The sequence below is a fragment of the Azospirillum sp. VT-I1 genome, assembly GCF_055698305.1.
The window spans coordinates 286,517-311,508 of the sequence record NZ_CP168803.1 but is presented as its reverse complement, the minus strand read 5'-3'; the positions used below and the strand labels follow the sequence as shown (position 1 = coordinate 311,508).

18 protein-coding genes and 6 pseudogenes are annotated in these 24,992 nt (G+C 65.9%); 16 read left to right on the top strand and 8 right to left on the bottom strand.

The window, feature by feature from the left end; genetic code table 11:
* Positions 1–7 precede the first annotated feature (7 nt).
* A pseudogene (locus AB8P05_RS20115) lies at positions 8–1,001 on the bottom strand (ISAs1 family transposase).
* A gap of 81 nt (positions 1,002–1,082) precedes the next feature.
* On the opposite strand from AB8P05_RS20115, the pseudogene AB8P05_RS20110 reads away from it, so the two are divergent.
* The 10 genes and pseudogenes from AB8P05_RS20110 to AB8P05_RS20065 form a co-directional block, all read left to right on the top strand.
* Positions 1,083–1,658 (top strand): annotated as a pseudogene (locus AB8P05_RS20110) (IS3 family transposase); the annotation flags it as partial.
* A 392-nt stretch (positions 1,659–2,050) separates the two neighbouring features.
* Positions 2,051–2,305 (top strand): annotated as a pseudogene (gene tnpB, locus AB8P05_RS20105) (IS66 family insertion sequence element accessory protein TnpB); the annotation flags it as partial.
* A gap of 425 nt (positions 2,306–2,730) precedes the next feature.
* Entirely contained in the window at positions 2,731–5,532 is a 2,802-nt protein-coding gene (locus AB8P05_RS20100) for an AAA family ATPase (RefSeq protein WP_472760602.1), read from the top strand.
* Positions 5,477–8,017: a hypothetical protein gene (locus tag AB8P05_RS20095; RefSeq protein ID WP_472760704.1), complete on the top strand. Its 2,541-nt coding sequence runs from the start codon at positions 5,477–5,479 to the stop codon at positions 8,015–8,017. The genes AB8P05_RS20100 and AB8P05_RS20095 overlap by 56 nt, the downstream gene beginning before the upstream one ends.
* Positions 8,018–8,191: 174 nt before the next feature.
* A complete protein-coding gene (locus AB8P05_RS20090; RefSeq protein ID WP_472760601.1) occupies positions 8,192–10,582 on the top strand; it encodes an AAA family ATPase in 2,391 nt (796 codons plus the stop codon).
* A complete protein-coding gene (locus AB8P05_RS20085) occupies positions 10,507–12,117 on the top strand; it encodes a hypothetical protein (RefSeq protein WP_472760600.1) in 1,611 nt (536 codons plus the stop codon). Before AB8P05_RS20090 ends, AB8P05_RS20085 begins: the two co-directional genes overlap by 76 nt.
* A gap of 883 nt (positions 12,118–13,000) precedes the next feature.
* Positions 13,001–13,411 carry a DNA-binding protein gene (locus AB8P05_RS20080; RefSeq protein ID WP_472760599.1) on the top strand — a complete coding sequence of 137 codons (411 nt, stop codon included), beginning with the start codon at positions 13,001–13,003 and terminating at the stop codon, positions 13,409–13,411.
* A complete protein-coding gene (locus tag AB8P05_RS20075; protein WP_472760598.1) occupies positions 13,408–13,824 on the top strand; it encodes a hypothetical protein in 417 nt (138 codons plus the stop codon). The genes AB8P05_RS20080 and AB8P05_RS20075 overlap by 4 nt, the downstream gene beginning before the upstream one ends.
* Positions 13,825–14,158: 334 nt before the next feature.
* Positions 14,159–14,524, top strand: coding sequence for a plasmid mobilization protein (locus AB8P05_RS20070; protein ID WP_472760597.1), 366 nt, complete (start codon positions 14,159–14,161; stop codon positions 14,522–14,524).
* Entirely contained in the window at positions 14,521–16,230 is a 1,710-nt protein-coding gene (locus AB8P05_RS20065) for a relaxase/mobilization nuclease domain-containing protein (RefSeq protein WP_472760596.1), read from the top strand. Before AB8P05_RS20070 ends, AB8P05_RS20065 begins: the two co-directional genes overlap by 4 nt.
* On the opposite strand, the pseudogene tnpB (AB8P05_RS20060) reads toward AB8P05_RS20065, so the two are convergent.
* Both tnpB (AB8P05_RS20060) and tnpC (AB8P05_RS20055) read right to left on the bottom strand, forming a co-directional pair.
* Positions 16,165–16,431, bottom strand: a pseudogene (gene tnpB, locus AB8P05_RS20060) (IS66 family insertion sequence element accessory protein TnpB); the annotation flags it as partial. The gene AB8P05_RS20065 and the pseudogene tnpB (AB8P05_RS20060) sit on opposite strands and share 66 nt — an antisense overlap.
* A gap of 21 nt (positions 16,432–16,452) precedes the next feature.
* Positions 16,453–17,434: pseudogene (gene tnpC, locus AB8P05_RS20055) on the bottom strand (IS66 family transposase); the annotation flags it as partial.
* On the opposite strand from tnpC (AB8P05_RS20055), the pseudogene tnpB (AB8P05_RS20050) reads away from it, so the two are divergent.
* Together tnpB (AB8P05_RS20050) and AB8P05_RS20045 are read left to right on the top strand one after the other, a co-directional pair.
* Positions 17,414–17,713, top strand: a pseudogene (gene tnpB, locus AB8P05_RS20050) (IS66 family insertion sequence element accessory protein TnpB); the annotation flags it as partial. The pseudogenes tnpC (AB8P05_RS20055) and tnpB (AB8P05_RS20050) sit on opposite strands and share 21 nt — an antisense overlap.
* Before the next feature lie 25 nt (positions 17,714–17,738).
* Positions 17,739–18,419 carry an IS630 family transposase gene (locus AB8P05_RS20045; RefSeq protein WP_472760595.1) on the top strand — a complete coding sequence of 227 codons (681 nt, stop codon included), beginning with the start codon at positions 17,739–17,741 and terminating at the stop codon, positions 18,417–18,419.
* Positions 18,420–18,466: 47 nt separating this feature from the next.
* On the opposite strand, the gene AB8P05_RS20040 is transcribed toward AB8P05_RS20045, so the two are convergent.
* Genes AB8P05_RS20040 through AB8P05_RS20025 form a run of 4 tightly spaced genes read right to left on the bottom strand, consistent with a single transcriptional unit; the run spans position 18,467 to position 21,465 of the window.
* On the bottom strand, positions 18,467–18,949 hold the full coding sequence (locus AB8P05_RS20040) for a hypothetical protein (protein WP_472760594.1): 483 nt from the start codon (positions 18,947–18,949) through the stop codon (positions 18,467–18,469).
* Complete coding sequence (locus AB8P05_RS20035; RefSeq protein WP_472760593.1) at positions 18,946–20,367, bottom strand: B12-binding domain-containing radical SAM protein; 1,422 nt, start codon at positions 20,365–20,367, stop codon at positions 18,946–18,948. The genes AB8P05_RS20040 and AB8P05_RS20035 overlap by 4 nt, the downstream gene beginning before the upstream one ends.
* Positions 20,351–20,995, bottom strand: a complete 645-nt coding sequence (locus AB8P05_RS20030) for a dTMP kinase (RefSeq protein ID WP_472760592.1) — start codon at positions 20,993–20,995, stop codon at positions 20,351–20,353. Before AB8P05_RS20030 ends, AB8P05_RS20035 begins: the two co-directional genes overlap by 17 nt.
* Positions 20,992–21,465 (bottom strand): hypothetical protein, encoded by a 474-nt coding sequence (locus AB8P05_RS20025; RefSeq protein ID WP_472760591.1) that lies wholly within the window; start codon positions 21,463–21,465, stop codon positions 20,992–20,994. Before AB8P05_RS20025 ends, AB8P05_RS20030 begins: the two co-directional genes overlap by 4 nt.
* 200 nt (positions 21,466–21,665) lie before the next feature.
* Between AB8P05_RS20025 and AB8P05_RS20020 the strand changes: the two genes are divergently transcribed.
* The 4 genes from AB8P05_RS20020 (at position 21,666) to tnpC (AB8P05_RS20005) (ending at position 24,490) form a co-directional block, all read left to right on the top strand.
* Entirely contained in the window at positions 21,666–21,815 is a 150-nt protein-coding gene (locus tag AB8P05_RS20020) for a hypothetical protein (protein ID WP_472760590.1), read from the top strand.
* Between the two features lie 275 nt (positions 21,816–22,090).
* The gene (gene tnpA / locus AB8P05_RS20015) at positions 22,091–22,495 is read left to right on the top strand and encodes an IS66-like element accessory protein TnpA (RefSeq protein WP_472760589.1); all 405 of its coding nucleotides are present in this window, start codon (positions 22,091–22,093) and stop codon (positions 22,493–22,495) included.
* A complete protein-coding gene (gene tnpB, locus AB8P05_RS20010) occupies positions 22,492–22,845 on the top strand; it encodes an IS66 family insertion sequence element accessory protein TnpB (RefSeq protein WP_472760588.1) in 354 nt (117 codons plus the stop codon). The genes tnpA and tnpB (AB8P05_RS20010) overlap by 4 nt, the downstream gene beginning before the upstream one ends.
* Before the next feature lie 70 nt (positions 22,846–22,915).
* Positions 22,916–24,490: an IS66 family transposase gene (tnpC, locus tag AB8P05_RS20005; RefSeq protein ID WP_472760587.1), complete on the top strand. Its 1,575-nt coding sequence runs from the start codon at positions 22,916–22,918 to the stop codon at positions 24,488–24,490.
* Between the two features lie 9 nt (positions 24,491–24,499).
* Here tnpC (AB8P05_RS20005) and AB8P05_RS20000 read toward each other — a convergent pair whose 3' ends face one another.
* Positions 24,500–24,805 (bottom strand): transposase, encoded by a 306-nt coding sequence (locus AB8P05_RS20000; protein WP_472760586.1) that lies wholly within the window; start codon positions 24,803–24,805, stop codon positions 24,500–24,502.
* Positions 24,806–24,992 lie beyond the last annotated feature (187 nt).

Below are 24,992 nucleotides of genomic sequence, written 5' to 3'. Positions count from 1 at the left end.
GCCACGGCTATCGCATTTGATCGAGGATTGAACGTGCGTAGTCGTCGGACCATCCGGTGCGCTTGCGTCTGGCTCGGATGGAGTCGTCGTTTTTCGCGGCGCGCACGACGTTGAGGGCGAGCTTGCGCAGGATGGCGAGGTTTTCGGGGCCATGGTCCTTGCGGTTGCGGGCGCGGTCTTCGTCAAAGCTGGTGTCGAGCACCCAATGGACGGCGGCATCGATGCTCCAATGGGCGCGCACGGCCCGGGCCAGGGCTTTGGCATCCAGTCGAGCGGAGGAGCACCTCCGAGCTGGTCCAGTGCCGGCGGACCTCGATGCGGCCGTGATCGGCGTCGGTGGTGACGTGGGCGTCGCCCAACGCCGCCGCCGGGTCGACGAAGTAGCGCTCCACCTCGGCCCGCAGCGCCGGGCGGTTGTCCTTGAGCGGGAACAGCCAGTCGCCGCCCCGCTCCAGGATGGTCTGCGCGGTCTGCGCCTGACAATGAAGGGCGTCGCCGGTGACCAGCACGCCGTTGAGGTCGAACAGTTCCAGCAACGCCCGCGCCGCGGTGATCTCGTTCTCGCCCGCCGCCACCGCCCGCTACCCCACCACCATCCGGGCGCCGGAGGCAAACGCAGTGACGACCTGCAGGGCCGAGCGGCCGGCGGCCCGATCGAAGGAGCGGCGCAGCGTCTTGCCGTCGATCGCCAGCACCCCGACGCCATCCTCGCCCAACTGGCCGAAAAATTGCTCAAAGCAGCGCGCGAGCGCCACTGGGTCCAGCAAGCGGAAGATGCGTCAGAAGGTGTCGTGGCTGGGCAACCCGCCCGCCAGATCCAGAAACTCCGCGAACAGCGCCCGCCGGTCGCGGGCGAACAGGGCGAAGTCCACGCAGCTCTCCGCCCCGCAGATCGATCCCGTCAGCGCGATGGTCATCACCTCCAGCAGGTCGTCCCGACGGGCATTGCCCGTTCGCGGATCGGGAAGCCCTTGAAAGGAAATGCGAAACAGACCGGCCATCGACCCAGTTCCTCTGCCTTGGGCCGATAGTCAGAATCCATTTCCGCGCACGACGCTACTCCTCTTTTTCAAATGCGATTCGCCGCACGCCGGTTCCGGCCCGTCACGACCGACAGCCGCCATGGCCTGCCAGTCGCTCCCGATCTGCTGGGCCAAGCCTTCCAGGTGGCCGAGCCCAACCGGGTCTGGCTTGCCGACATCACCTACCTGCCCACCGCTGAAGGCTGGCTGTATCTGGCGGCTATCCTCGACTTGGCGACCAGGAAGATCGTTGGCTGGGCGATGCGCGACCATATGCGCGCCGAACTCGCCACCTCGGCCCTGGTCATGGCCATGCAGCGCCAAAGGCCGCCGGTGGGCCTCATCCAGCATTCCGACCGTGGCAGTCAGTATGCCTCCCGGGATTACCAGGACCTGTTGCAGGCGGCCGGGATGCGGCAATCCATGTCGCGCAAGGGCTGCTGCTACGACAATGCTCCCATGGAGAGCGTCTTCCACACCCTCAAGGTCGAGTTGGTCCACCGCACTCGGTTCGAAACCCGCGACCAGGCTCGCCGGGAGGTGTTCGCACACATCGAAACCTACTACAACCGCCAACGCGCCCACTCGGCTATCGGATACATCGCCCCCGAACAGGCCGAGCTAAGATCTGCGTGAACCCGTGTCCACCCAACCGGGGCAAGATCACTACAGCCATGGGCACCACCTGCGGGTCATTGCAGGAGCGGCGGAACCAAGTGGCTGTTTCTAAAGGGAAGTCGTGAGAGTTGGTTGGGGGACTAGGACCCCCAACTACGTTCACCGGCGCGGCGCCGCACGAAGAGAAATCAACGGGTTGCGCGCTTCTCCGCCACATATCGCATGCTCTTGTGCGACAGACAAGTGTGACAGGAGTGCTTCCTGATAATACGCCAGTCCGGCGTCGGTCGTCACCTGGCGCGGAGAGAGCGTCGCCGTACCGGGCCGGATTGGTTTACATGATCCCTCCCCCACGGAGCCGTCGACCCCGCCCTCGCCGCCGCGGTCGTCGGGGCCGCCCGGGGACAGGGATGATCACGCCGCATCCCGACCTCAAGGTTGTAGTCGCCACGCAGCCAGTCGATTTCCGCAAAGGCGCCCACGGCTTGGTCGCCCTGATGGCCGAAGCGTTGAAAGCCGATTCCTACTGAGGCGACGTCTTCGTCTTCCGCTCCAAGCGCAAGGACCGGCTCAAGCTCTTGGTCTAGGACGGCACCGGGGTGATTCTCGCAACAAAATGGCTCGAGGACGGAGCATTCCCTTGGACGCCGATCCAGGACGGGGCGACCCGCTGATACGGCCTGCCCTCATCCATGGGTTCAAGCCTGCGATAAAGCCTAAGGCCATCTGCAATCGCACTCTCCGTCTCTCGTGAACCCGCGCAATCTCGGTCACGGAACCGGACTCGGGAAGAAGGGTGCGCTCGTAGCGCTTACGCCACGCTGCGCACCCCGGAGGCTCTGCAACGCACCACGCCGCTCCTCGTCCGCAGCTACGAGGACGGGTGACGCGCAGAACGTGCATTGGATAGCGCGGGGCATACGGCGGTATGCCATCATTCATGCTGCAACGCCGACGTGGCGTTTTGGCTGGACCGTCTTCAACCCCAGCGGTATTCTCTCCGTCCTTTTTAGCGCAGTTAAGTCGACCTTGTGCGTCCCGGCTTCTCGGCGAGTGAACCGCTGTTTATGACGCAAACGAGGCAAAAGAGATGAGCGACGCCGCCGTGACCGGTACCGTGATCGACCTAAGCAAGCGTGACGTCCAGGCGCTTGAATTCAATGAGGTGATTCAGCAAGGCGCCATGCGTCGTCTGGCGGCGCTGCTGGACAAACGGGCGCGGTCGGCCGGTGCCCCGGTGGCGAACGATGCTCCAGTCGAGGTCGAGGATGACGGTTCACCCCTCTTCCTTGATCGGCGGCACGGCACCATCCTGATCCACGGCGGGCGCGGCAGCGGTAAGACGACATTCATCCGCAACGCCTTTCACCTTATTAGAAGAGGCGGAGAACCGTTTAAGGATTTAAGGGAATCGGTTTCCATTCTGGGTGTCGTCGACCCGACCCTGATCGAGAGAAAGGAACACATCTTCATCATCGTGGTGAACAAGCTTCGCCAAGCGGTCGAGAGGGTGAAGAAGGAAAAGGGGGAACACGGGGCAAGCGGCGCGATCAGCTTCAAGGACTGGAAGGAATCGCTGAAGGAGATGGCGCAGGGCCTGACTCTGCTGGACAACATCGGACCGGAACGGATGATGGGTGACGGCTGGGAAGACCCTCACTACGTCACCGACAAAGGATTGGAAAAGGCGCAGGCCGGCACCAAGCTCGAACAAAACTTCCACGCGTTCGTGCGCAAGAGCCTCGCTTTCATCGGCAAGAAGGCATTCGTTCTGGCGTTGGACGACATCGATACCGATTTCCAGCGTGGCTGGCCGGTGCTGGAAGTTCTGCGCCGCTACCTAACGTCACCGCACTTCATCATCATCATGTCCGGTGATATGGACCTCTATGCCATGCTGGTGCGGGGGCGTACCTGGGCGAACTTCGACGAGAAGCACCTGCGCTACGATCGGGAGCAGGAGCGCTCCATCGCCACCATGGTCAGCCATCTGCAGAGCCAATACCTGCTGAAGCTTCTGCCACCGCAGAATCGGGTCGCGCTGAAGCCGTTGAACCAACTGGAGCGATCCCGCATCGAGGTGCGAGCGCAACGGGATGAGAAGGGAAGCAACCTGGACGACTTCCTCGGCGCCGCCGTCCGGGACGGGCTCGGGCTGCGCGGGGGTATGGAAGACGACATCGTTGCGTTGTTCCTGCGGCAACCCCTGCGCACGGTCATGCAGTTGATGCTGCTGTACGCCGATCGTAACGAAGAGTATGGGATAGCCCAGCAACTCGCCCCCGTCTTCACCGAAGTCATGCTCCGGTACAACCTTTCGCCCGACGAGTTGCAGGAGGCGTCGGGCGCGCAGTTCCTCGTACGCCTCGTGCGGTTCCTGACTGAGAACAAGCTGTGGCCCACCGGACACGCGCTACGCTCCGACCAACAGTCGGACGAACTGAACCAGACGCTTCTGGTGCTCGCCGTCCAACTCAACAGCCTCATCAAAGCCCACCCGCACCTTGCTATCGCCTACATGATCCAGATTTCCCTGGCGCGCGAAGTTCTGGTGGCGCGGCTGCCCAGTCTGTCGCAGAGCCCGGAAGAGTTCATCCGATACATCGAGATCGATCGCCATCGCACGCTCACCGGCATGGCGGGCCGATTGGTGGCGGTCATCGGCGCTGCAGAAACCACTGCTGGCCTGAGGCTGGGCATTATCCAAGCACGCAAGCGCGCCGGCCGCAACACCCAAAACATTGTGAAGCAAATGTACGGTTTTGTTCCAAATGTTCAAGATCCCGAAGAGGTGGGCAAGCATCTATCAGTGTTTTTTGGCAAGATAGCCAACTCCTTGGGTGGTGATGATAACTCCAAAACTTCTATGCTTGGAAACTATTACAATACCGTGGAGAGCCTCATCCCCCGTTTGGCATCTCGCCTGATGCAGGATCTGGCGGCTCTGCCTGTCTGCCGGGTTTTGACACCGCAGGGTACACGCCCAACCTTCCTATCGGTCTATCGGCTTTTAGGTGTGGTTGGCCGCCTTCTTGAGCCGGAAATGGGACGGGATGTCAGCGCCGTACAGACCCTGCTTTCCAACGAAGGGTTGATTCGTGATTATCCCATCCCTCCTTGGTTGGCTGGCGACAAGCCAGGGGCGTCGTCCGCTGGAAAGACCTCGGAGGAGGCGGAATCCGAAGAAGACGACGAGGACGTGGAGGATGACGAGGAAGGGGCAACTGTGACCGCCCAGCGAGAGCCGACCGTCATTGAGGCCCTACGCAAGTGGTCGTCAGAAAGTACGCCTGCCGACGCCGTGTTACCGCCTGCCGTCCTGGCCCGCGTGATGACCCGCTTCTTCTACGCGCTAGCCGCGATCGACGATGCGACCAAGCCTCGCGACCGGTTTCTCGGCCACCTGCTGCACCGGCAGATTGTCGCTTTCTTCAACGCTCTGCTGGTCGAGGAAGCGGCGTTCCGCTCCGTGCCGGGGAGCATCGACCTGCGGAATGCGATCACTGCAGATAGTGTATTTGTCTTCAACCTCCGTAAGTGGGCTAAACCGCAAAACGTAAAAAGAGCTTTTGGCCCCAATGTGCTGTTCACTGCACTTCCAGACACAAAGTCGTTAGAAACGGTTCCGTTCTTCAGCAGGCTGTTTTCGTGCCCGCTGTGGGGGGCTTATCTAAACCCGAGTTCCTTTGTTTACCGTTCGCACATGGCGGTCGCGGGACTGAAACAAGTCGAAGGGTCGCGGTGGATCGCGAAGGTGGACTATAAGGTCGCGCAAGCGAAGGCCACCGCCTCCTTCGATAACCTTTACGACGTGCTCAACTCGGTAAACGTGCTTGGTGTCGATGTCCGCCCGGGTGCGCAGCGCAAGGGCGTCGCGGGCGAAGGCAAATGAGTACGGAGATCCTGCGTCAGATCCTGTGCGACCGGGAAGTGCTGCGGGGCTACCGCGCGGGACAGCCCCGTCGACCGAGGTCCTGCTGCGGCGCGCCTTCGTAGCCGAACGCGGCGGCAACACCGACCTGCCGGACCACGTCTTCCGCAACTGGCGCCGGCACCGGCTGGCATCCGTTGCGGATGTCCGTAGTTTGGTGCTGCGTGTCTTGGAGTACTACAGCGCCCAATATCTAGAGTTCCGTGGCGATCGGCTGCATGTGATCTTCGACCGCTTCGGCGCTTGGCAGGACGAGGTGGCGAGGCTGTCGCCTCTGCCGTTCATCGCCCATGCCCTGAGGCGCCGCTTCGGCGCGCCGGATGGCTTCGGAGTCGGCGCGCTGGAGGACTACGCACGGGCACGCCTTGGGCGATTCCGCTATACGGCGCTGCTCACGCCGCACGCCCAGCCGGTCGACGACCTGATCAGGCGGGACGGGCTGTACGAAACGCACATGCACCTGAACGGATCGACGGAACTCGACACCATCTGGCAAACGGCGCTGCGGGATCCGGCCGGCTTCTCCCGGGAGTTGCTGGAAGCTCTTTCCCCCTGGCATCCCACCGACCGGGAAATGCTGTACGAACTCTACGAGCAGGTTGAGCCGGGCCTACATCCCACCGAGGTCGCGATCCGGATCGAACGGGCGCGCCGTTTGCGCATGGCGATGGTGCGCCGCCTATTCTATGGCCGGGAAGAGGATGGCGGCCATTGGCCAGTCGAGCGGCTGATGAGTGACGGTGAGCGGCCAGCGTTCGAACGCCATATGGGCAACGGTCACCCCCTAACCGAACTGACAGGGCTGAAAGGGACAAGTCCGCTGCAAACCGAGTTGCTGTTCCTGATCGCGGTCATCGACGCCATTGAGCGTTCGCCGGGGGACGACTGGCTAACAATGGCGTTGCACGCTTATCTCCTAGTGCTCAACGCGACCGTGCTGCCGCTCACGGTCCAGCAGGTTGCGCAGAAGGGGTTCGACCAGTTCCAGAAGTTCACCTTCACCAACGTCCGTTCGAAGGACGAGAAGGAGTATGAGAATCGGTTCCACCAGCTGTGCAGCGACGCTCCCGGTGACATCGCCCTGCTGGAAGGGCGGTTCTCGCCACCGGACCGTTACGACAAGGCGGAGCGCCTGTTCGTTAGCATTCTGCGGGGCTATGTCGCCTATCGCCGCGCGGTTTTCGGCGATGACAACAAGTCCAGTGATGACAGTGGCCCACAGTGCATGACCCTAGCCACCCTTCCAGGCGATGTCGAGTCGGTGGGTGGCGGCAGCCGGCCGACCCTGCGCCTCGTCGCCCACTTCATCAAGCGCGACGACCTGACCCATCCTGGGCCCTCGCCAGCTTGCCGGTTCTACGGCTTACGCCAGGACATCTTCCGCCGCTGGCTCCTGTTGCGGCAGATCCGCGACGAGCGGACATTGATCCGTCACTACGTCACCGGCATCGACGCCGCGGCGAACGAGATCCACACGCCGCCGGAGGTGTTCGCGCCGCTGTTCCGCGCCGCGCGCCGGGCGAGATTCGTCCATTTCACCTACCATGTGGGCGAGGATTTCGAACACCTGCTGGGCGGCATGCGGGCAATCCAGGAGGCGATGGATTTCCTCGAACTGCGTGACGGCAACCGGATGGGGCACGCCACGGCCATCGGCATCGATCCGGAACTGTGGCTGGAGCGGATGCCGCCGCGCCTGTCTCTGCGCTTGGGCGACCATCTCGACAACCTGCTCTTTGCCTACGGCATGCTGATGCAGCGGGGCGACGGGAAGCTCCTGCCGCAGCTGGCCCACGAGATCGGCGGTCTTGCTTGGCGAGTCTACCGGGACCGGGTCGATCTCAACCTGCTGCTCAGCGCTTGGCGCCTGCGTCACCTCGATCCGCTGCAACTCGATGCGCTGCGCCGTGGCGGACCGGAGCCGCTGCCCGACGACGCAGTTGCGGAACTCGAACTGCTGCGGGACAAGTGGCGGGAGAACGAACCGGCTCTACTGCTGTTCGCCAACTACCATGCCCAGGAGACGGTGCGGCGCGCTCGCGACGAGTTCGTCGAGGTGGAGACCGGTTTCATCCCGGCCGCCGATCTTCGCTGGATGCAGGATCGCATCCTTGCGGACGTGGTTCGGCGGCGCGTAGTGTTGGAAACCTTACCCACCAGCAACGTCCGGATTTCGTTCTATCGCCATCACGGCGAGCATCACGTCCTCCGATGGGTAGGGCTGGACCCCAAGGGTGCGAGCGGTCCGCGGCCATCCGTAAGTGTCGGCAGTGACGACCCCGGCATCTTCGCGTGCAGCCTCCGCGGTGAGTACATGCACCTCTTCCGTGAGTTCCGTGAAAAGACCAACGAGCCGGAGGCCATGCGTCTCATTCGTGAGCTCAACGAGACCGGGCGCTTGTATGGTTTCGATGACCGGTTGCCACCGACCGAGGGGTCCTATTGATACGAGCGTGTGTCGAGACGGATCCATGCGCCGAAGAACACCAATTCACGCCCTTCAGACGACGGCGCGCCCGCATGAGGAGCGAATCCCAGCGGCCTTTAGTGTTCGGCGGTTGCATCGGCAGCCAAGGTCACGCTAGCCTTTCGCCCGTTCATCGCTGAGCGGGACCACTCTATGCTGGATGCTGCCGAAATCCGCAGCCTGCATCTCCATTCCCTGGACAGCCTGCTGGCCGATCTGGTCAGCGGCCGGCCGATTGGGCTGGATGCGGATGGACGACGCCGCTTCGCCCTGGAGTCGGACGAGGCGCGGGCCCTGCTGGACTGGTACCGGAAGAACCAGCCGGCGTGGTCGAAGCCGGTCGCCAGGGATCTGCTGCCGCTCCTGGTGGCTGCGGCGGCGAAGACCCCGCCGGTCCTGACAGCCGTCGCGGCGACCTCCACGACGCCGCGCCACTATGTGCCCGTGCGGATTGAGATCGTCCGCTTCGGGGGCGTGCAGGAATACGACTGCGACGAGCCGCTGGTCATCGACCTGAACAAGCCGCTGCTGCTCCTGGAGGGGCACAACGGCAGCGGCAAGACTTCCATCCTCAATGCCGTGGTCTGGTGCCTGACCGGCAAGCTGTACCGCGCCCAGCGTGCCCCCGCCGACGGGCACGAAACAATGCCGCTGGCGGTGCGCGACACCGAGGACGAGGACTCCGACGACGCCACCGTCGCCAGCACCCTGGTTTGCCCGGTGCCGCCGAAACCGGTGCTTGACGCCCTCGACGGCAAGTCGCTGCCGCTCGACACCTCGGTGGCGATCACCTTCCACGACGGCGAGAGCGGGCGCGAAATCACCGTGCGCCGCCGCCTTCACAGGCCGTCATCCAAGAGGGCCGCCAAGCCGGAGATCGAGACCTCCGGCCTCGAAGACCTGGGCCTTGATCCCGTGGCCTTCGCGGTCGGCACCACCATGCCCGGCCTGCTGCCGCACATCCAGATCGGTACCGAGTCCGACCTGGGCAAGACCATCGCCGAGCTTACCGGCCTCGCCCCGCTACGCCTGATGGTCAAGCACGCCCGGCGCGCCAGCGAGCGGATCGAGAAGGAATTGATCGGCCAGGAGCTGGAGGGCGCTATCGAGGCGGCGGACAAGCGCTTTCTCAAGGCGCGCGGCGAGCTGGCGGGCCTCTTTGCCGAGCACCCGAACGTCGCGCCGGCCGACGCCCCGTCGCTCCAGCCCGCCGCCACCGATGCCCAGGCGCGGCTCACCGCCATCATCGCCGACATCCGCCGGCGCCAAGCGGACGCCTATGCCGATGCCCGTACGATCCTGGGGGAGGACTTCAACCCGCAGGACCCGACGGCGCGCCAACAACTGGACCGCTCGGTCACGCTCGCCACCGCGGCTCTCGACGGGGCCGCGCTCGCCGCGCTGGAAGGCGCGGCGACGCTGAAGCGGCTAGGCGAGCTGGACGAGGCCGAACTGGGCCGCTGCGAGGCCCTCATGGACGCCTTCCGCGCTGAGGCGCGGGAGCTGCTCGCCCTGGCGGCCGACCTGGCGCGGCAGAGCCGGCTGCGCCTGTATGCCCGCGTCGGAAACTGGCAGCGCGATGCCGCGCACCCAATGCCCCCCGACACCTGCCCCACCTGCCTCCAGCCCTTCGACGATCGCATCGACCCTACGACCGGACGGCCTCCCTGCGACCACCTCGCCGAGGCGCGGAACGGCGGCCGGGCCTTCCATGAAAAGACGCTGAAGACCTGGGCGGGGGACGCGCTCGCCAAACTCGCCCACGACCTCCCCGAGGCGCTGGTCGAGGCGATGCGCAAGAGCCTGCCGCAGACGCCGGCCGCTCTGCTCCGCACCGCGCTCACTGACGACCTGTTCGCCGGCCCGGCCTTCACCGGCGTGCTGGCACCGCTGCGGGCGCACGCCGCAGCGCTGTGCGACACCCATCTGGTGGCGCTGCCGACCTTCACGGAACCGCAGGCCGACGGCACGCTAGCGGCCGAGCCGGCCTTCGCGGACCTCGACACGGCGCTCCGCAACCTGACCCGCGCCATCGCGTTCGCCCGCTGGCGCCGGGCCGCACAAGTCGACTGCATGGCGGCCTTCCTCGCCATCGTCGGCCGGCCGAAGGCCGCCACGACCGCCGACCCGCTGCACCAGCAGCCGCTGTCCCGTCAGGTCGAGGCGCTGGCCGACATTGTCCGCGCCGCGACCCCGTCGGGAATCGCGCTGAGCCGCGCCCTCGACATGCAGCGCGAGCATGCCCTGCGCCGCACCAAGACGGCCGAGATCGTCCGCGCCCGCACAGCGGCGGAGCGGCTGGAGGAACTGTTCCCCATCGGCGATCTGGTGCGCGAGCAGCTGGACGGTCTGCGCCGCCGGCTGGACGGCGAGACGGCGCGGTGGATGGAGCGCCTGTACCTCGCCGCCACCGCCGGCTCGGCGCCGACCCCCGCCGCTCGGCCGTCGATCCGGCCGGCAAGCTGGACGTGGTGGTGGAGCGCAACGGAACGCTGGTCCCGGCCGAGCACATCGGCAATGCTTCGTTCCTGCGCGCCTACCTGATGGCGTTCCTGATCGCCTTCTGGAAGCATGTACGCGACGCGCGCGGTGGGCTGTCGCTGCTGGTCCTCGACGATCCGCAGGAGCTGCTCGACCCGAACAACCGGCGGCGACTTGCCGATACCCTGGGTCAGTTGCTCGGTGTCGGCGCGACGCTGCTGGCCTCCACCCACGACAGCCGCTTTGCCCAGGAGGTGTGCGCCAGCCGCCGCTGCCGCGTGGGCCTCGACCACCGCTCCGTCCACGGCCGCAACGAGAAGCGCCCGTGCGTGCAGCTCGCCCCCTCGGTCACTGACCTCGACCGCAAGCGCAAGGCGTTCGAGAACGCCGCCGACGCGCACGAGGCGGCGCGGAGCTACGCGAATGAATTCCGCATTTTCGTCGAGTCGCGGATCTCCGACTTCTTCGACCGGCCCGCCTGCGCCCAGCCACGTAAGCTGATGCTGAACGACCTGCTGGACGAGCTGAAGCGCCAGTCGCGCACGGCCGAGGGACTGTCCAGCCCGGCCTTCGGGGCCTTGCTTGCCGATCCAGCCCTGCACTCCGGCAGCGCTTTCCGGGATCTGCTGAACCGGGTCCATCACCCGGACGCACACGAGGTGACCTGGGCGGACGTTTCGCACCACAAGGACGATTTCGACCGGGTCCGCGGCCTTATCCTCGACGCGCACGAGGAACACCGGCGCTGGTTGCGGCGCGATCCCGCGGTGCGCGGCGCCGCTCCGGTCCACGTCCTCGACGCCATGCGCCGGCCCAGCTTCGGCGTGCTGCGCCGCGCGCTGGATCTGGCGGCCTTCTCCGCCGCCGAAGGCCACGGTGGCGGCGACGGGGATGGCAACGCGCTGTCCGATGCGTGGTTCTCGGACAAGGCGCTGTTCGTGCTGTGCGCCGACACGCTGGGCTTTGCCGCTCCAGCAGGATCTGCCCTGATCGTCGAGGCCGCCAACACGCCGGTGGAGGACCACCGTCTGGTGGTGGCGCTGCACGATGGCCGGGTATACGCCCGCCGTCTGCTGCGCAGCCCCGATCTGCCCGGCCGCGTGGTCCTGGTAGCCGAGACCGAGGACCCGATGCACCGCCTGCCCCCCGTCGTGCTGCCCGCCGAGGAGGTCCGGCTGCACAAGGTCGTCGGCGTTTTGTTCGCCGCCAGGCCGGTGTTCCCGCGCAACAGCAACGAGGCCTTCGCGCAGGGCTTCCATCCGCGACTGAACGAGATCAGCCGACTTTACCAGGCGCGCGGCAGTAGCGGCGTGCCGCTGGTGTTGGACGGGCAGACCGTGCTCGGCGGCGTTTCGATCGGCCCGGACGGCATCGACCAGTACAGTCGCCGCCTCGTGGCGGTGTGCACGGGCGACGGCGAGGCGTTCTTCAAACGTGTCGGCGAGCCGTTGCCCGGCTTCCCGCGACTGCGCCTGTTTGAAAGCGTGGGCGGGCTAGGTGATTCCCGCGTCATTGAGATGGAGTCCGCGGAAGAGGACGGCGGCAACCTGCCCCGCTTCGCGGGTGCGCGGGAGGTGATCGGCGTGCTCTACGGCTGACGCCTACGGGTGGCGGAAACACCACCGATGGAAGCAGCGCGGTTCTCAATGGTGCATGGAATCTTTCGTGACGGCGGCTTGGGCCCAGCGTCAGTGGCGTGCTTCTTCATACACAAAGCACCCGGGGGTCAGCGTCAGTTCATATCATCGAGCGGGGTCTGTTGAAAAAGATCTGGACGGCTTCCTATCTGCCACCCAGAGGCATGACCTATTGGCTGTCTGCACGCTCGCGCCGTATGCTGTATTACGGATCCGTGATGCGCACGGGATCAGCGAGGTTTGCCGCAGTCCTCGGATGCAAGCGGACACCAAGCACGGCGGAACGGGCCGCCCTCACGGCGATCAGATCGGTGATCTCTTCCGCAACCGAGGCCAGACGACAGGGCTCGATCTAGTCGGGCACTGCCCCTGTTCCGCTCATCGTATGCCGATCGTCATTTCTTCTAACGCATTGTAAAGCATACATGATTCGGCAACAAGCGCTAAGTTTTGCCGATTTTCCCGCCGATCCGCGCTTCGGGGTCAAATCCTTGTTTGGGCAGGGCTTCTTGCTGGTTTGACCTTCCAATTGTGCCGATCCCCACCGAGGCGCCAAGGAGACAAGGAAGGCGTCCGCATGGGTCTCACTCCGCCGCTCATCCGCCTTGTGGTCGCCGTTCGCGCCGGACGCGACCAGCCGAAATGCGAGCGGCCCGCGTCCACGCGATTTCCAGATAGCTCCTTTTTTGACCTGCCGTGATGGAGGTCCATATACCGCCGCGACCGGGTCGGCGTGGCGCTCCTGCTGGGCATCCAGGGCGTCGCGCCGCCCTCCGGACGTGTATGGACCGTAGCGTTACCGTAATTATCGTGACCGTAGCGCTGTCGTAGCAGGAGTTGACGTATGAGTACGCGGAAGGTTTCTGATCAGATGGTCGCCAACGCTTGCAACCAGTTGCGAAACGCTCAGAAGGAGGTGACGTACAAGGCCGTTCGACAGTTGGTGGGCGACCAAGGTAGCCTGACGACCATCCGCAACGGCATGAAGGCGTGGCAGCAGCAGGGTGGCCCGGCTTCCGCTCACCTCAGTCCCGAGGACCAGAGCGACATCGTCGCATTCGCACAGACCCTGATGGACAAACTGACGCAGCGTCAGCGCGCGGAGACGGACCGGCTTTCCCGCGACGCCGAGGAGAGAATCCGGCAGGCCGAAGGGAGGAAGCGGAGCTGGCGGAACTCTACGACCTTCTCCAAAGCGAACTCGATGAAGAACGGTCGGCGCGGCAGGCAGCCGAAGAGCGGCTCCGGGAGGTGAAGCGCCAGCACGACCAGGCGCGTGCTGAACAGGCGGCGGCAGCGGCGGTGATGGCCCGTTGCGAGCAAGATCTCGCTGCCGCGAGGGCGCGCGTCGAACAGCTGCAGTTGGAGAATGGCGCGCTGGGCGCCCAGGTTGAACTCGCGCGGAACGACGCCGCCCGCGAGGCCGGCGCTGCGGCGCTGCTCCGCGAGCAGATCGCCGAACTGACTGTGAACCTCCGGCTGGCACAAGCGGAACGTGACGAGGCGCGGAACCCCATCCAGGAACTTCAGCCTGATCTCCCGGTCGCGCAGCGCCGGGGTGCCGCCTCCAATCGTGCCGGGGATCATGTGATGAACAGCCCGCGGCAGAGCAAGCAGCGGACTCTCAACATGGAGGGCGTTGCTGATCCTTCCCCGGCGGCATCGTGATGGGATTGCGTACCGGGATCGGGGGACAGCGCCGGCTGCCGCCCACGTAGCTCTGTATCCTTCAACCAGAATGCCGATCCCCTTCGCCGGGCGGAATGCTGATCGATCCGATCCACCCGTGTTGCGGGATTCTCGGCCTGCGAATACCTGGCTTTGGGTGCCGTTAGGAGCGACGCAAGCCATGCACGGTAAACCGCCAAGCGGTTTCCGTGCGGCTTGCCAAGGGGACGCTGTCCCCTCGGGCTCCCCTGGCAGGGGGGCTCCGCCCCCCGTGCACCCCCTCCGCACGGAAACGAACACCGTCGGCGGGCTCTCTGGCCGAGGAGCAGACGACATGAGCGGAAGTGAGGTTCGCAGGCGGCAACATGTTGTCGCCTTCCGTCTCGAAGAAGACGAGTGGGCCGTTCTGGAGCGCGAAGCGGAGCGGCACGCGATGAGCGCCGGACAATATGCCCGGCAGGCGCTGCTGGAGAGCGCGGGCATCGGGGCGCCGCTGGTGCGGCGCCGGCCACCGCCTGATCACGAAGCCTTGGCCCGCATCCTGGGGCATCTCGGCAAGATTGGCGGCAACGTCAACCAGATTGCCCGCCGACCGACCGAGCCCGGGCCCGACGAGATCCAAGCTATACGGCGTGAGTTGACCGGGCTCCGTGAGACCGTCGCCGCTGCGCTGCATGCTCCGCAACGGAGTGGACGATGATCATCATCGGGAAATCGCGAGGCGCTCCGGTCGAACTGGCTGAGCACCTCGCCGCCGATCCGGCGATGCGCCTGCTGGAGGTGCGGGGTACGGCGGCGGCCGATCTGCCCGGCAGCTTGGCGGATCTCGACGTCTACGGCGTTGGCACCCGCTGCCGCCAAACGCTTTACCACGCGGCCATCTCACCGGAGCCGGAAGGGCGCGCTACCGGTCGCTACGGCGATGGGGAGGCATTCCGCACCATCGACGAGTTGGAGCAGCGCCTTGGTCTGGCCGGCCATCCTCGCGTCGTTGTCGGGCACGGTAAGAACGGCCGGTCACACTACCATGTTGTCTGGGCGCGCGTTGATCCGCTCGCGGAACGTCCGCGCGCCGCTCACCTTGGACACAACTACCGCATCCATGAGGAGGTGGCGCGGTGGGCCGAGACGACCTTCGGCCTGGAGGCCGTGCGCGGCGCCTTCACCGGCCGGCGGGAAGCCCATGGCACCCGTCGGACCCGTCGAGGGCGGCGGTATCTCGATGAGCGCCCGGTCGCGGAGGCCCGGCATTGGGAACAGCAGCAGGCTCAGCGCACGGCCATCAGCATCAAGGACGTCACCTGCATTGCCTCCTCCGCCTGGCGCCGTGCTCAAGGCAACAGCGCCCGCTTCCACAGCCTTTGTGCGGAGGCTGGCTTGTTCGTCGCGCGAGGCGATGGCGGACGGCGACAACGCGCGGCGATCGTCCTGGTGGACGAGACCGGGGGTGTGCACGGCCTGATCCGCCGCCTTGAAGGCGTGCGCGCGGCGGAGGTCCGAAGAGTCCTGGGCGACGTGCCGCTCTCACCATTTGACGACGCGAAGACAAAAGCGAAGGAGTACGCTGCCATGATGCGCGACACGCTGGCCGCTGAACGGCGCCGCTGCGAAGAGTTGGAACGTGAAGTTGCTGGCGAGCGCAAGGCTCGAGAGGCTGCGGAACAACGCGCGGCGATGGAACAGCATGGCCGTGCGAAGGCAGACCGGAAGGAGGCGGATTGGCGCGAGCAAGCTGCCGCGGCAGCCAGAATGCTGGATCAGGAGCGTCGGGATCGTGATGCGCTCGTTGAACGGGCTGAGGCAGCAGAACGGGCATGCCGCGAAGCGGTTGAGCTTGAACTCTTGGCGTCCCGCCGCGAACTTTCGTCGCTTCAGGCACAGCAGGAGCAGGCACGCACGATCGCCAATGAAGAGCGGAGACGTCGGGATGATCAGGAACGACGACGACGCGACGCCGAGGCCGTGCAACTCCATGAGATGAAGCGGGAGTTGGCCAACATCGTGGAGGATCTCCACAGGGCAAACGAAGCCGAACTGCAGGCTGCGCGCAGCGCCCAAGTAGCAGCCGAACGACAGCGAGACGTCGAACGCGCGTTGCGCCTGAAAGTCGAGGCCGAGCGCGATCGTGAGCAGGCCGCTCGTCGTGTGGCCGAAGAGCAGGTGAAGCAGCTTTGGGCTTGGGTCAAGCGGCTGAAAAGCATGGTCAGCCAAATGGCTACGAAGCTCTTGGAGCTCTACAGCCCGAAATCCAAGGCGCTGGGTCCAAAGCAGCAGGAAGTTGCGCAAGTTTCCAGCCCCGTTCAACCCCATCCGGCTGAAATCAAGTCTGCTTCTGATCTTCTACAAGAGCTTGAACGGTATCGTAAACAATCCGATCGCACCCGCAATGACGATGACGCGCGCTGAAATCAGATGGGCTGATGCTTTCCGCCTGCACATATTGAGGAGCATTGCAAGCTGGGCCGGGGTGTGCATCTCTACACCTTCGCGAATGGTCGGCCACACGAAGCCGCCCTTCTCCTGGCGCTTGGTGAACAGGCAACTGCCCTGGCCGTCATACCAAATTACCTTCACCAAATCGCCGCAGTGGCCCCGGAAGAGAAGTAAGCGGAGCGTGATCGCACCGAATCAGGCGTTGACGGCGGGCTTCCAGTTCCAGGGAGCAGATCGCCAAAGGCGTGCGGCGGGGTAGCCGTTCACCATGCGCTCCAGGACGTCGCGCAGGTAGGCGAAGGGTTCGACGCCGTTGAGCTTACAGGTCTCAACCAGCGAGGCGATCACCGCCCAGCGATGGCCGCCGCCCTCCGAGCCGGCGAAGAGGCTATTCTTCCGGCCAAGGGTTACCGGCCTGATGCAGCGCTCCACCGTGTTGGTATCCATCTCCACCCGGCCGTCATCCACTTAGACGCACAACGCCTTCCTTCGGCCGAGCGCATAGCGGATCGCCTCGGCCAGCTTGGAGCGGCCCGGCAGGCGGGGAAGTTCGTGCTCCAGCCACGCCTTCAGTTCCGCCACCTGGGAAGCGGCCTCGGCTTGCCGAAGCTGCCGGCGCTCATCGGCCGTGCGGCCGCGGATGCGCTCTTCGATCGCGTAGAGCCGGGCGATACGGCGCAGCGCCTCGGCGGCGATCGGCGAGCCGTTTTCGGCTAGGTCGTAAAAAACGTCGACGCGCATGGCTCCAGCAGGCCGCCAGCACGACCCGGTTGCCGGCAGCCAGCCGTTCGAACCCGGCGTAACCGTCCACCTGCAGCACCCCGCGGAACTCCCGCAGGTGGGCGGCTGGGCGTTCGTCTTTGCGATCGCTGGTGTAGGCGTAAATCACCGCCGGCGGGTCCAGCCCCTGCCAGGGCCGGTCATCGCGGGCATAGGCCCACAGCCGTCCTGTCTTCACCCGGCCAGTTCCCGGCGCCAGCGTCGGCATTGGCGTGTCGTCGGCGAACAGCTTGGCCGAGGCGAACAGGGCCTTGGCCAGCTCCTCATCCAGCGCCTCCAGCCACCAGCAGGCTTGCCCCGCCCAGCCCGCCAGAACCGGACGGTCGACAGGGAAGCCGTTGCGGGCCAGGATCTGCGCCTGGCGGTAGAAGGATAGATGATCGCAGTAGCGGCAGGTGCTGAGCCGACATCCTCTTACCCCGCTAAACTGCGACCAGCGGAATATTTCATGAACCACGATCACGTCGGATGTGTCGTCACCCAACGCTTACGATGCAGGCGCCCTGCGTCGGGTCCTCGCCGTTCTGGAGCGCCGATGATCCCGGTCCCCGCCGGCGTGCGGATTTACCTGGCGATGGGCGCCACCGACATGCGCAAGGGCTGGGCCTCGCTGGCGTTGCTGGTGCAGGAGCGCTTCCGGCAGGATCCCCACGGCGGCCATATCTTCATCTTCCGGGGGCGGCGCGGCGACCTGGTGAAGGTTGTCTGGCACGACGGGCAGGGAAGCTGCCTGTTTCGGCTTCTCGCGTCAGGTGCCGCGCCCGCGGCACGCCGGGGCCGACCTCGCGGCGCAGGAGGGCTTCAAGGCGCACTTCCGCGCTCGCGTGCAGGCGCGCCGACTGGAGGACCGGGAGACGCCGCTGGAGGCCTGGGCCTTCGACGAGCATCGCCTCGGGCTCAAGCTGGTGCCGCGCCGGGTGTGGGCGCCGCGCGGCTCGAGCCCACTGGCGCGCGGGCACCACCGCTTCCGCTGGCTCTGGGTCTACGGCTTCGTCCGGCCGGTCACGGGCGAGGCCACCTGGTTCCTGGCCGAGGCGGTGAACGCGGCCATGCTCTCGGAGGCACTGGTCGCCTTCGCCCGCGAGGTCGGCGTCGGCCTGGGCAAGCGCATCCTTCTCGTGCTCGACGGCGCCGGCTGGCACGTCGCCGACGACCTTGTCGTACCCGAGGGCGTGGAACTGGAGTTCCTGCCCCCGTATTCGCCGGAGCTCCAGCCGGCGGAGCGCCTCTGGCCCCTGACGGACGAGGTCGTCGCCAACCGCCACTTCGAGGACCTGGACGAGATCGACGCGCTCGTCGGCGAGCGGTGTTGCGGCTTCGCCGACGACCCGGACCGCCTGCGTGGCCAGACATTGTTCCACTGGTGGCCCGCCTTCGCATGAAACTCAGCGCAAAGCCCGCCGATGGAAGCCTTCACGCGCCGTCCGTATCAGACCCTGGCGCTGGCGACCGCCCGGCTGAACGCCTCCTCGAACTCCCGAACGTAATCCTCACGCCGGGGAAGCTTCTGCCGCAAAATGAAGGAGGGGTGGGCAAGGAACATCAACTGGGGTCCCGGTGCGGCGCAGATGGATACCCGGCGGTCGCGCTCGGCTACGAGGGCCTTGCTGACGACCGTGCTGAGCCCGACCACAATGTCCTTGGTACCGAGCGACCAGAGGTGATGCGCGCGCAGGTCATCCTCCAGGTCTTTCCAGTCCGGGTTGCACTCGACGCCAGCGGAATTGAGAAAGGGATGTGGGAGCACGTTGTCGAATAGGATCCGGGCGCGGGCCCCCACGCCGGTCTGCGCGACCATGTCGCGCAGGAACTTGCCCGACCGGGACCTCTCGCAGAACGGCCTGAACGCCTCACCAGTCCGCCGGTCGATCTTCCGGCAGGGTCCAAGGAACATCAACGTTGTCTTGGTCATCTTTCCCGTTGCCTCCGCATAGCCTCCGCAACGGCGCGCCGGACTTCCGAGACGGGGACTTCCCCGAACTGCAGGCCGGTGGAGAAGTTGAACTCGTCACGGTCGGGCGAGAGCGCGTCGTCTGAGGCGGTGGTGGTTACGGGGTCGTACTGAATCATCGCCTCGGGCGGAAAGCCAGCGGAAACGAGCCGGTCCCAGTCGGGAGTGCCGGGGTAGGGCCGGTATTCGAACACACTGCAACGGAAGCTGCCGGGCAACGGCGCGGCCAGTTCCCGGAGCCGCGAGATCAAGTCCAGGGTCTGCGCCATCTCAGCCCGCGTTTCCGTGGGCAGCCCCAGGATGAAGTATCCCTTTACGTCGATCCCAGAACGGCAAAGGCGTGACACTGTCGTCAGCACCTGTTGGACAGTGATCTTCTTGTCGATATGGCGGAGAAGGCGGTCGCTCCCGCTCTCAATCCCGAGCGCCACCTCGCGGCAGCCGGACCGCGCCATAAGGTCGACCAGGTCGTCAGGTGCACTGGCCAGCACATTTATGCGGCCGGTCGCGTCCCAGCGCAGCGTGCTCCCAGCCGCGACAAACGTGCCCAATGTCTCCCGGATCACCTTGCGGTTGGCCAGGAACAGGTCATCGACGAAGCGGACCCGCTCCACGCCATACTTTTTCCTCAGCCCGCCTATCTCCGCCAAGATATTGCCAGGGCTTCGCATCCTGACGGTGACGTCGGGGTTCGCGCTTACGGCTGCGCCGCAGAAGGAGCAGTCGAAGGGGCACCCGCGCGACGCGACCATTGCCGCCTCGAGGACGCCGCCGTCCAGGTAGGGATCCTGGTGGAGGTGGCGGCGGTCGACGAACGGCATGTTGTTCAGGTCCGGCGCCAAGAACTCCGGGTCCGTGCATGACACAGACGGCATCATCACCTGTCCCCGCTCGCGCCAGTAGACCTTCGGGAGGCGTTCGCGGGCATCGGTGTCCGCAAGGATCCGGGGGACACGAGTCTCGCCCTCGCCGAGGACCATGGCGTCGATCCGGGGTATGCGCGGATCCCGGAGGATCTCGCCCGGCATGGCCTTGGCTTGGTGGCCCCCGAGCATAACGTTCGTTTCCGGCGAGACCCGACGGAGGATATCCACGCTGTTCTGGAACGTCGGCGCCAACAGGTTCATGCCGAGCCAGCGCGGCCGGCGCCGGTTGACCAACTCCGCCGCCTCGGCGAGCCCGAGCCCGAGCGCCTCGGCGTCGACCACTTCCACCGTAAAGCCCTCAGCCTCGGCACATGTGGCGATGTACCCGAGGCCGAGCGTCGGGAGCGTGAAGTCATTCCGTTTCGGGACCCGCCCGTAGTCCTTGAGCGGGGTGTTCAGGAGCAAAAGGTCCGGCGCCAGCCCGCCCTGCCCCACGTCAGACCGGGCCGCCACGCGCCAGCTCCGCAATAATAACGGCGACCCTGGCCGCCACGTCCCCGGGGCTGCCGCCCGCTGCCACGCGCCTCACCGGGTGGCCCTGGCCTGCGACCCATCGGGCTGCCTCGTCGTACCTGCGCAGCTCTTCGCCCAGAGGCAGGTTCCTCTTGTACCAGTCCGTGCCGACCGCCGGCCTCCCCTCGCGCCTAATTCGGACTTCGCCCTCCCCGACCTCCAGCAGGACAGTGGTGGCGCCGGCCATGAGAGGGGCGTTGAGGCGGTGGAGCGTCTCCAATGGGATGCCCGCGAAGCCCTGGTAGACGAACGATGACAGCGCAAACCTGTCGGCGAGGACAACGTCGGCGTCGGTCCACCTTTGCCTCATCAACGCCCGCGCCGCGGCCGTAAGGTATGCTAGGCTCAGCGCTCCCCCAGGGTTGCCAGCGAGCCGCCGTATGTCGTCGCCCAGCCCGCTGACAGCGTTGTTAGCTTCCACCGACGCGCGGATGCCCATTTCGCCCAACAGGTCGCGGACGAGGGGGATGAGTGTTGACTTGCCGCAGCCGCTCGGCCCCTCAAGGGCGACGAGGGGTTTCCAGAGAGCTGGGTCCGCCTCGTAGGGACTAGGGGCTGGGGTGCTCATCGAGTGCCGCCGGGGAGCAGGGGCGTCGCCAACCATGTGGCGATGAACGGGCACAGCGCCGCTAGGGTGGCGACCAGGAGGATGATGGCTGCCAAGCACCAGTAGACTCGGAAAGCGGCCTGGGCGACCTTCCCGACGCTCTTCGTGCCCGGCGGCGCCGGGTTGGCCGACACCGACGCGATCCGGGCAGATTGGCCCGCGTGCGTAGACAGGAAATCCTCCACCTCGTCACGCAGGAGGCGCTCGGCCTGCTTCGTCATCTGCGAGTTCCGGCGGTCAAGGTTGGCGAAGCCGGATACCGCCAACATCCCTAGAACGGCCACGACCGCGGCAAGGAGGTAAATTTTTTGGTGGAGGAGGTTGCTCGCGACATAGGCGATGCTGCCAAGGATTGCCACCCCAAAATTGAAAAGGGTCATACCTTGCTGCGCACACAGCTGGACCCAGCCCCAGACGTAATCCTGCGCCATCCTCTGGACCATGACATCAGCCTCGCTCAGCGGCGAGCCGGTGGAACTTCCTGGCATCACAATTTGTTCTCTGTCCCGCTTTCCTCACGACCACTACTCCGGCTGGCGAGCCTATCCAGCTAGTTGTCCATATGGCCATGCCAAGCTTAGCTACGCCTACAAGAGGACACATGTTTCTCAACCCACGAGCTATGTGGCGAATGCTTACAACGGTCGAAGGTGGTGCCGCAAGGTTCTCCTCCAACTCCGGTGTGATGGTCGCGGTCAGGAACGCCATCGCCGCCTCTGTCACCACCACGCCCGGCTGGAACGCCTCCTCCACCATCCGGGCCTTCTGCGCCGCCGTGTAGCCCCGCCGCCGCTCCTTGCCCGTCAGAACCTCGATCCGCTAGTAAGCCATGACGCTTGCCACTCGATTGCGTCCGCGCGACGACGCGCGCCACGCAAAACTCCGCCGTCTTCATCGCGTCCGTCAGGCGGTACTCACCGGATGCTTACGGGATCACGCCAGGGCGCCAATGACGGCCACCGCGAGGGCTGGATCGTAAGCGGTGTTCTGGTCCCACCTTTCGGCGGGATCGGGGTGGAGCGAATCTCCCGGATCGCATGATCGGGAGAACGGTTTGTGTCTACGCTCGACCTTACGCTTGACCAGGAGCCCGTCCGGGTGCGCCGCATGGAGGTGATCACGGGCGATGTAGGGCGCCGGACCTGGTCGCCAGAGGAGAAGGCGCGGATCCTGGCTGAGGCGGCGGTACCCGGGGTCGTGGTCTCCGAAGTGGCCCGGCGTCACGGATTGCGGCCCCAGCAGGTGTTCGGCTGGCGCCGGGAAGCGCGTGCCGTCAACCGCTTCCAGGAAGAGGGGTTCGTGTTTGCGCCGGTGGTGCTGGACACCACGCCGCCCCCAGCCGCACCGAAGGAACTCCCGGCCATCGAAGTGCAGATCGGCGATGCGGTGGTGCGCGTACCGGCCGGCATGGACAGCGCCACCGTCAAGGCGGTGTTGCGCGCGGTGAGGGCGTCGCGGTGATCGGCATCGAGGGCGCGGTGCGGGTTCTTGTCGCCGCCAAGCCGGTCGATTTCCGCAAGGGTATGGATGGTTTGGTCGCCCTGGTGCAGCAGCAGCTGGGGGCTGATCCCTTCAGCGGGGTCATCTACGTCTTCCGCTCCAAGCGAGCCGACCGGGTGAAACTCCTGCACTGGGACGGCACCGGACTGGTTCTCATCGCGAAGAGATTGGAGGCCGGCCAGTTCCGCTGGCCAGCGATCCGCGACGGCGTGATCCGGCTGACCCCGGCTCAGCTCTCGGCGCTCGTCGAGGGGCTGGACTGGACCCGGGTGCGGGGCGTGCGGGTGCCTCGGCCGACGTCCGCCGGCTGAGCTGCGACACAGCGACTCGCTTGCCTTTTCGCAGGCGAGGACTGCGCAAGCCGCCGCTATACTGGTGGACGTGACGACCGCGCCTGAAACCCTTCCCAGCGATCCTGACGAACTGCGTGCCCTGCTGCTGGCCGAACGGCTCCGGCATGCCGCGGAGTTGACGGCGGCCCGCTCCTCGGCCGAGGAGGAGATCGCCCGGCTGCGCCAGATCATCTGGGAATTGCAGCGCCATCGCTTCGGCCGGCGGGCCGAGCGCCTTGATCCGGACCAGCTGGCCTTGGCGCTGGAGGACCTGGAGCAGACGCTGGCCGCCAAGGAGGCCGAGCCCGCCGGCTCCGCGGCGGCCAAGCCGGCCCCTTCGCCGCCACGGCGTCGGGTGAACCGCGGCAACCTGCCGGCCGATCTGCCGCGCGAGGAGATCCTCATCGATGTCGCCGACAAGACCTGCCCGTGTTGCGGCGGCACGCTGCATCCCATCGGCGAGGATGTCTCGCAACGTCTGGATCTCATCCCGGCCCGCTTCCGGGTGCTGGTGACCCGCCGGCCGAAATACGCCTGCCGCCAGTGCGAGGAGGGCGTCGTGCAGGCCGCGGCGCCGGCGCGCATCGTGGACGCCGGCATCCCCACCGAGGCGCTGATCGCCCACGTGCTGGTGTCCAAGTACGCCGATCACCTGCCGCTCTACCGCCAAGTCCAGATCTACGCGCGCCAGGGTGTCGATCTCGACCGCTCCACCCTGGCCGACTGGGTCGGACGGGCGGCGTGGTATCTGCGGCCTCTTCATGAACGATTGCTGGCCAGCCTGAGGGGGTCGGGCAAGCTGTTCGCCGACGAGACGACGGCGCCGGTGCTCGACCCCGGACGGGGCAGCACGAAGACCGGCCAGCTCTGGGCCTACGCACGCGACGATCGCCCCTGGAACGGACCGGAGCCGCCGGCGGTGGCCTACGTCTATGCTCCCGATCGTAAGGGGGAACGCCCCGTGATGCATCTGCAGGGGTTCACCGGCGTGCTCCAGGTCGACGGCTATGCCGGCTATCGCAAGCTGGCCGAGGGCGGAGCCGTGCGCCTCGCCTTCTGCTGGGCGCACGTCCGCCGCGGCTTCTATGATCTCCAGACCGGCGGCTCGGCGCCGATCGCCAGCGAAGCCTTGCGGCGCATCGCCCAGCTGTACGCGGTGGAGGCCGAGATCCGCGGCCATCACTCCGAAGCGCGCCGCCGGGAGCGCCAAGCCCGCTCGACGCCGCTGATTGCGGAACTGAAGACGTGGCTGGAAAAGCAACTGGCGACCGTGTCGCGCAAATCGACATTGGCCGAGGCGATCCGTTACGCGCTCAGCCGCTGGGAGGGGTTGACGCTGTTCCTCGACGATGGCCGGGTGGAGATCGACAGCAACAGCGTGGAGCGCAGCATCCGCCCGCTGGCCCTCACGCGCAAGAATGCTCTGTTCGCCGGCAGCGACGGCGGCGGTGAGCACTGGGCGACCATCGCGTCGCTGGTGGAAACCTGCAAGCTCAGCGGTGTCGATCCGCAGCCCTGGTTCGCCGATGTCCTGACCAAACTCGCCGGCGGACATCCGATCACCAGGCTCGATGAGCTGCTGCCCTGGAGCTATGCCCAGCAGGCCGAAACTGCCGTGGCCTGAAAACACCGCTTACGCTGGATCGACCGGCCCCTCCAGACGGAGGCGCGCCTCGTTGGATAGGTTGGCCTCGAGAATTGCCGGGCTCGCGACCGGTGCCGCCGGAGCCGGCAATGGCACACGGGGTTCCGCTACAGGCGGTTCCATTACGCTCGACTCTGGCGTGATGGTCACCGCGACGAAGCTGGACGGTTCGGCCACGGCGGTCCCCGTCGCCTTCATCAGTTTCCGCCACCGATACAACTGGCTTTCGTGCACGTCCCGCCGACGGGCTGCCTCTGTCATGACCACGCCGGGATGGAACGCCTCCTCGACCATCCGCGTCTACTTCGCCGGTATGTAGCTCCGACGTCCCTCCGCCCCCCGTCAGAACTTCGACCCGTTAATAAGCCATGACGTTTGCAACTCGTTTGCGTCCGCGCGATGAGGTGCAACGCGAAACTCAGACGTCGAGCCCTATTTTGCCAAGGCGGCGCTCACTGGAGGCGTACCGCCCGAGGGGGCC

Coding starts and splice junctions, on each gene's coding strand:
- AB8P05_RS20100 (WP_472760602.1), top strand. CDS start 2,731: ATGAGCGACGCCGCCGTGACCGGTACCGTGATCGACCTAAGCAAGCGT.
- AB8P05_RS20090 (WP_472760601.1), top strand. CDS start 8,192: ATGCTGGATGCTGCCGAAATCCGCAGCCTGCATCTCCATTCCCTGGAC.
- AB8P05_RS20080 (WP_472760599.1), top strand. CDS start 13,001: ATGAGTACGCGGAAGGTTTCTGATCAGATGGTCGCCAACGCTTGCAAC.
- AB8P05_RS20070 (WP_472760597.1), top strand. CDS start 14,159: ATGAGCGGAAGTGAGGTTCGCAGGCGGCAACATGTTGTCGCCTTCCGT.
- AB8P05_RS20065 (WP_472760596.1), top strand. CDS start 14,521: ATGATCATCATCGGGAAATCGCGAGGCGCTCCGGTCGAACTGGCTGAG.
- AB8P05_RS20040 (WP_472760594.1), bottom strand. CDS start 18,949: ATGACCAAGACAACGTTGATGTTCCTTGGACCCTGCCGGAAGATCGAC.
- AB8P05_RS20030 (WP_472760592.1), bottom strand. CDS start 20,995: ATGAGCACCCCAGCCCCTAGTCCCTACGAGGCGGACCCAGCTCTCTGG.
- AB8P05_RS20025 (WP_472760591.1), bottom strand. CDS start 21,465: ATGGCGCAGGATTACGTCTGGGGCTGGGTCCAGCTGTGTGCGCAGCAA.
- AB8P05_RS20020 (WP_472760590.1), top strand. CDS start 21,666: ATGCTTACAACGGTCGAAGGTGGTGCCGCAAGGTTCTCCTCCAACTCC.
- AB8P05_RS20000 (WP_472760586.1), bottom strand. CDS start 24,805: ATGGTCGAGGAGGCGTTCCATCCCGGCGTGGTCATGACAGAGGCAGCC.